Raw genomic sequence first — 6,924 nt, forward strand, 5'->3', positions numbered from 1 at the left:
CGGGCCACACGCGTGACCTCGTCGGCGAAGGCGGAGAGCTGGTCCACCATCACGTTGATGGTCTGCTTCAGCTCCAGCATCTCGCCCTTGGCGTTGACCGTGACCTGCTTGGTCAGGTCGCCGGCGGCCACCGCCCGCGTCACCATGGAGATCTGCCGCACCTGGTAGGTGAGGTTGTTGGCCATGGAGTTGACGTTGTCGGTGAGGTCCTTCCAGACCCCGGATACGTCGCGTACGTGGGCCTGCCCGGCCAGTTTGCCCTCGGTGCCCACCTCGCGGGCCACACGCGTGACCTCGTCGGCGAACGTGGACAGCTGGTCCACCATCGTGTTGATGGTGTCCTTCATCTCGAGCATCTCGCCCTGGGCGTCGACGGTGATCTTCTTGCCCAGATCACCGCGGGCGACCGCGGTCGTGACCTGCGAGATGTTACGGACCTGGTAGGTGAGGCTGTTGGCCATCGAGTTGACGTTGTCGGTCAGGTCCTTCCAGATGCCCGACACGCCCTTGACGCTGGCGCGACCGCCCAGCTTGCCCTCGGTACCCACCTCACGGGCCACACGCGTGACCTCGTCGGCCAGGGAGTCGAGCTGGTCGACCATGGTGTTCACGGTGTTCTTCAGGGCGAGCATCTCGCCCTGGACGTCCACCTCGACCTTGCGCGTCAGGTCGCCCCGGGCGACCGCGGTGGTCACCTTCGAGATGTCGCGGACCTGGTTGGTGAGGTTGTCCGCCATGGAGTTGACGTTGTCGGTGAGGTCCTTCCAGGTGCCCTGGACCCCGCGCACGTTGGCGCGACCGCCCAGCTTGCCCTCGGTACCCACCTCGCGGGCCACACGCGTGACCTCGTCGGCGAACGTGGACAGCTGGTCCACCATCGTGTTGATGGTGTCCTTCAGCTCCAGCATCTCGCCCTGGACGTCGATGGTGATCTTCTTGGTCAGGTCACCGCGGGCGACCGCGGTGGTGACGGTGGAGATGTCGCGGACCTGCAGGGTGAGGCGGGAGGCCATCTGGTTGACCGACTCGGTGACCTCGCGCCAGGCACCGGAGACACCCTCGACCTTGGCGCTGCCGCCCAGCTTGCCCTCGGTACCCACCTCACGGGCCACACGGGTCACTTCCTGGGTGAAGCCGCTCATCTGGTCGGCCATCCGGTTCACCGTGGTGGCCAGACGCAGCAGGTCGCCGCGCAGCTCACCGCTGCGGGACTCGGTGGAGGCCCGACGGTTCAGCTCGCCCTCGGCGACCGAGTCCAGGACCCGGGCCACGTCGGTGACGGGTTCGGCGACCTCGTCCAGCAGCATGTTGAGCGCCCGGGCACTGTTGCCCCAGGCGCCCCGCGCCGGGTGGACGATGACCCGCTCGTTGAGCCGTCCCTCCTCGCGGACGACGTCGCCGACCCGCTGAAGTTCCGAACTGAGCTGTTCGCTGTGGTCGACGACCTCGTTGAAGACGGAGGTGATCTCCTTGAGCCTGCCGCTGCCGCGCGATCGGAGTCGAACACTGAAGTCGCCGTCGCGCATCCGGTACAGGGCGCTGAGAATCTCGTCGAGCTGGTCGTCGGCCACTTCCTTGACCGCCTCGGGCATGTACCCCTCCTCTTGTCCCGCACGCCACCTCGGTCATCGACCACCGCGTGCCGGGGCCGGCCCGACCCGGCCCACCGCACGGTGGGCCGGCCCCGTACCAGGTCGGGGGCACGGGACACGGGGAGCGCGCGCGTGGCCGCGCGCCTTGGTGACACCCCGTCACGCTATCGTCGCGGAGTACCACCCGAAAGAAGCGGATGTGTCGTCTTACACTAACCGGCCCCGCCATTTCGCACAGGTCGGTCGACGAACTCGCATCCACGATCCCGGTGAGGCGGGGCCCGGCCACCGCTTCGTGGATCCCGCGTATCGTTGCAGTTGCCGGCACCGGCATTCGCGCCCAGTGACGAAGGACACCGACGGCTTGGTAGTACAAGACGCGTTGAAAGTCGCTCGACGGGAGTTCCCCCCTACTCCCGAGACAGCGGCGGCCGCCCGAGAATTCGTGCACGACACCCTGCTCGGTTGGGGTGTGCCCGACCCGTTCGACGACATCATCCTGCTCGTCAGCGAACTGGTCACCAATGCCGTCATCCACGCGGACTCCGCGCTGGAGGTCACCGTCCGTCGTTCGGAGGGGTCCACGGAGGTGATGGTCACCGATTCGGCACCCGAGAGGGCGGTTCCTCAGGCGGGTCCGCTCGCCGTGGACACCTCTCCCTCCACCGAGGAGCAGCGCAGCGGTGGCCTGGGACTGGCGCTGGCCTCGGCCATCGCCTCCAGCTGGGGTGTGAGCTACGGGCGCAACGACAAGGCCGTGTGGTTCCGCATAGAGGACAAGAACGACGGAACCCCGTCCCTGGAGTCTCCTCCGGTGCGCCGGGGCACCTCCCGTCCCGCGCGTCCGCCCGCGTGGTCGGCGCTGGACGCGGCGTTGGGTTCGCGTCTGACCCTGCCACAACTGCTGGAACGCACGGTGGAGTACTCCACGTCGACGTTGGGCGGTGACGCCGCCTACATCGCGTTGGCGACCTCCGACGAGACCATGTGGGAGGTGCGTACCGCGGTCGGGCTGACCGGCGGGGCGCACTGGCGTCCGCTCCGGGTGCGCACCGAGGAGATCTTCCCGTCCGCGGCACCCGAGCCCGGGCCGGTGATCAACGACGACCTGATGATCGCCCGGGCCGGTCGCGGCGCGCTGGCCCGTGCCGGGATGCGGTCGCTGGTGACGGCTCCGATGATCGTGGACGGTCGGGTGACCGGCCTGCTGGCGGTCGCCTCCACCCGGGCCCGCCATTTCGGTCCCGCGGCGGCCAAACGGCTCCAGGAGGGCGCGGACCTCATCGCGCTGCCCGTGGAACGGGCACGTCTGGCCGAGGTGGAGTTGAGTCGTCGCGCCTCGCTGAGCTTCCTCGCCGAGGCCAGCGACCTGCTCGCCGGCACCCTCGACGAGAAGATGACCGGCGCCCTGGCCGCACAGCTCATCACCTCCCGTCTGGGCCGTTGGTGCGCCATCCACACCACCAACGAACTGGGGGTCTCCAAGCTCACCCACGTGGTGCACGGCGACGAGAACCTCAACGACATCCTGCGTTCCCTGCTCACCGCGTTGCCACCGCGCCAACAGCGCGAACCGCAGCCCCTGTGGACCCCACAGGAGCTGGCCGCCGAAGGGCTGGAGGAGCAGTGGTCGCGTGTTCCCGCCCGAGGGCCCGCGATCAGCATTCCGCTGATCGCGCACGGCCGGGAGCTGGGTCGGATGACCATCGGCAAGAACGAGAGCGACGACTTCACCCGTGAGGAGGCGGACGTCGCCGACGACCTGAGCCGTCGGGTCGCCTCGGCGATGGAGAACGCCCGCCTGCACGAGCGGCACACCTCGATGAGCACCGCCCTACAGCGCAGCCTGTTGCCGCCCAAGGACAAGGAGCCGGTGATCCCGGGGGTGGACCACGCGGTGTACTACCGGCCCTCGGACGAACGCAGCGAGGTGGGCGGCGACTTCTACGACGTGTTCTCCGCCAGCGGCCGGTGGTGCTTCGCGATCGGCGACGTGTGCGGCACCGGCCCGGAGGCCGCGGCCGTCACGGGTCTGGCCCGGCACACGCTGCGTGCCCTGGCCCGGGAGGGGTTCACCCCGGCGCACATCATGCAGCGGCTGAACATGGCGATCCTGGACGAGAACACCTCGACCCGGTTCCTCACCATGCTCTATGGGGAGATGACCCCGGCCACCGACGGGACCGGCGGCATGCGCGTGCGCATGGTCTCGGCCGGGCACCCGCTTCCGATGCGCCTGAACCAGAAGGGTCAGGTGGAGACCTTCGGCAGCTCCCAGCCGCTGCTGGGCGCGTTCGAGGACGTCGGCTTCACCACCGAGAGCGTGGACATCCATCCGGGCGAGGTGGTGCTGGCGGTGACCGACGGCGTCACCGAGCGGCGCAGCGGCAACGACATGCTCGGCGACGAGGGGCTGGAGGAGATCTTCTCGCACGCCGCCGGCCTGACCGCCCAGGCGGTGATCAGCCGGATCGAGCGCGAACTGGAGGAGTACGCGCCGGGCGGCAACGCCGACGACACCGCCATGCTGGTGCTGCGGTTCCTGTGACCGGCGGGGGTCAGAGCCAGCCCATGTCCTGGGCGGTCCGAATGGCCGCCATGCGGTTCTCGGCGCCGGTCTTGCCGATGGCGTTCGACAGGTAGTTGCGAACGGTGCCCTCGGTGAGGTGGAGCTTTCCGGCGATCGCGGCGACGGTGGCCCCGTCGGCGGCGGCCCGCAGCACCTCGCCCTCCCGGTCGGTCAGGGGGCTTTCCCCTCCGACCATCGCGGCGGCGGCCAGGTCGGTGTCGATGTAACGCCCTCCCTCGTGGACCTTGCGGATGGCGCCGGCGAGCTGCTCGACCGGTGCGTCCTTGGCCAGGAACCCACGCGCCCCCGCGGACAGGGCCCGGCGCAGGTAGCCGGGGCGCCCGAAGCTGGTCAGGATGACCACCCCGCAGTCGGGGGCTCGTTCCTTGAGCTCGGCGGCGGTCTCCAGCCCGGTGGCGCCGGGCATCTCGATGTCCAGCACCGCGATGTTCGCGCCGTGTTCGAGGACCAGGTCGGTCACCTGGTCGCCCCGGCCGACCTCGGCGACGACCTCGATGTCGTCCTCCAGTCCGAGCAACGCGGCGATGGCTCCGCGCACCAGGTGTTCATCGTCGGCGAGAACCAGCTTGATGACCCTCCCCTCCTTGTGGGGAGGGGTTTCCTTCCTCGCGGAATGTGGTTCCTGTTTCATCGGTCCGTTCCTCCTCGGAGGACTCCAAGGCCGGTCTTACCGCTTCCCCGCAGGCGTTTCACCTCTCCGCCGGCCCTGCGGCGAGGGTGTTCTTCGCCGCGTTCACGTCCCGATCGTGGTGCGTGCCGCAGCCAGGGCACGTCCACGACCGCACGTTCAGCGGTATCTTCCCGTTCGAGTGGGCGCGCCCCGGCGTCGAGCACGGTTTCGACCGTCCCTCGCCTTGCTTCCACGCGGTAGGCCACTCGACCGTTTCCACGGAGGAGGTGTTCTCGCCCTCGTCCCTGTACCTGTGGGCACGCCCGGCCGGCGCCTTGTTCCGGACCAGCCGGACGCACAACGTTCGGCGTACCCCCTCCCGCTTCGAGGGAGGCCGCATTCCTCCCCCGCCCAAAAGCGGGAGTCCGCTGCGGAAACTTGATCACGGGGGACCTTCCCAGTCACCTGCGCCGTCGGAGAGCGCGAGCACGGTATCGTTCCGGACATTGTGGAGCATTCGACACAGGATCGGCCGAGCGCGAGGCCGCTCACCCGCGTCTCGGAAGAACTCGAAACCGCGCTGTAGCGGGCTCTCACCCTCTTTTAACCCACGCACCACATGATGAAGCTTGTCAGTACATCGTCCCATCTGACGGAGGATGAGTTGCAGCCCGACGAAACGAACGACGGCCGCGAGCCCGGCGCGGGTACCGAGCACGCCACCGGCGCCGAGGACCAGCCCGTTCAGGGCTCCTTCGCCTCCGACGACCGGGACCAGAGCGCCACCGCGGGCGACCCCGCCCCGGTGAACGAGACCGCGCCGGAGACCTCCGAGGCCCTTGAGGCCGCGGCGGCCTCCGAGGTCCCCCAAGTCGAGCGCCCAGGAGCCCCTCGGTTCTCCCCGCCCGAGGAGTCGGCGCCCCGGTGGGCGACCGGCCCCCAGGACACCGGCCACGGTTCCTACTCCTTCCATGGGCAGGAGCCGCACACCGGCCCGCGGCAGGGAGGGCCCCGACAACCCGGACCCGGTACGCCTCCCCCGCAGCCGCAGGGACACTACGGCGCCGGGCCGCACACCGGGTCCTTCCCCCCGCCCGGGCAGCCCGGTCCTGCCGGAGCCTCGCACCCGACCGCCTTCGCGGCCGGTGGTCACCCCGGTGGCCCCCGGTACCCGGGGCCGTTCGGGCAACCGCCCTTCGGCCCGCCGCCGGAGTCCGAGCGCAAGAAGCGCGGCACCGGCAAGATCGTGGGGATCGCCGCGGTGACCGCCCTGGTCACCAGCCTGATCGTCGGGCCCGCGGCCGCGCTGGGCACCGCCTACCTGTTGCCCGGGTCGGAACCGATCAGCGCGCTCAACGGTGAGCAGGGAGGCACCGCCACGGAGGGGGCCGTCGGCGACGTCGCCGAGCAGGTCCTGCCGAGCGTGGTCTCCATCCAGACCGGTTCGGGCGGCGGCAGCGGCGTGATCCTGTCGTCGGACGGACAGATCCTCACCAACGCGCACGTGGTGGCGGAGGCCGAGAACGGACCCCTGCAGGTCCGGTTCAACGACGGCAGCGCCGCGGAGGCCGAGGTTCTCGGAATGGACCCGGTGTCCGACATCGCGGTGGTCAAGGCCGAGGGCCGGGACGACCTCACCCCGGCCACGCTGGGCGACTCCGACCAGGTCGGGGTGGGCGGCGACGTGGTCGCCATCGGTTCCCCGCTGGGCCTGTCCGGCACGGTCACGACCGGTGTGGTCAGCGCGCTCAACCGGCCGGTGAACACCGGAGCCACCGAGAGCGGTGGCGGCCAGACCTCCACGGTGATCAACGCCATCCAGACGGACGCGGCGATCAACCCCGGAAACTCCGGTGGCCCGTTGGTGAACATGGCCGGTGAGGTGGTCGGGATCAACACGGCCATCGCCGGGCTCTCGCAGGAGAGCGGTTCGGTGGGCCTGGGCTTCGCCATCCCGATCAACCAGGTCCGGCCGATCGCCGAACAACTGGTGGAGGAGGGCAGCGCCAGCTACCCGGCCATCCAGGCGACCATCGCCCCGAGCCGTAGCGGCGGCGCAGAGATCCTGGTCTCCCCCTCCGGCAAGGGCGTCGACCCGGCCTGAGCCGGGGTGCCGTGACGTTCGGCGGCCG

Annotated in this window: 4 protein-coding genes and 1 pseudogene; 2 read left to right on the plus strand and 3 right to left on the minus strand. The window is 69.9% G+C overall.

From position 1 onward, the window contains the following. The coding region (locus K8V84_RS19545; protein WP_304077057.1) for a HAMP domain-containing protein at nucleotides 1–1,592 on the minus strand (1,592 nt) is incomplete at its 3' end. A gap of 382 nt (nucleotides 1,593–1,974) precedes the next feature. Between K8V84_RS19545 and K8V84_RS19550 the strand changes: the two genes are divergently transcribed. Beyond that, complete coding sequence (locus K8V84_RS19550) at nucleotides 1,975–4,140, plus strand: SpoIIE family protein phosphatase (RefSeq protein ID WP_304077060.1); 2,166 nt, start codon at nucleotides 1,975–1,977, stop codon at nucleotides 4,138–4,140. Nucleotides 4,141–4,150: 10 nt separating this feature from the next. Here K8V84_RS19550 and K8V84_RS19555 read toward each other — a convergent pair whose 3' ends face one another. Together K8V84_RS19555 and K8V84_RS19560 are read right to left on the minus strand one after the other, a co-directional pair. Continuing rightward, complete coding sequence (locus K8V84_RS19555; protein WP_304077062.1) at nucleotides 4,151–4,813, minus strand: response regulator transcription factor; 663 nt, start codon at nucleotides 4,811–4,813, stop codon at nucleotides 4,151–4,153. A gap of 64 nt (nucleotides 4,814–4,877) precedes the next feature. Next, nucleotides 4,878–4,985 (minus strand): annotated as a pseudogene (locus K8V84_RS19560) (zinc ribbon domain-containing protein); the annotation flags it as partial. 471 nt (nucleotides 4,986–5,456) lie between these two features. Between K8V84_RS19560 and K8V84_RS19565 the strand changes: the two are divergent. Beyond that, on the plus strand, nucleotides 5,457–6,896 hold the full coding sequence (locus K8V84_RS19565) for a S1C family serine protease (RefSeq protein WP_304077064.1): 1,440 nt from the start codon (nucleotides 5,457–5,459) through the stop codon (nucleotides 6,894–6,896). Nucleotides 6,897–6,924: the final 28 nt, after the last annotated feature.

This window comes from Nocardiopsis listeri (assembly GCF_020741345.1).
GTDB lineage: Bacteria > Actinomycetota > Actinomycetes > Streptosporangiales > Streptosporangiaceae > Nocardiopsis > Nocardiopsis listeri_A.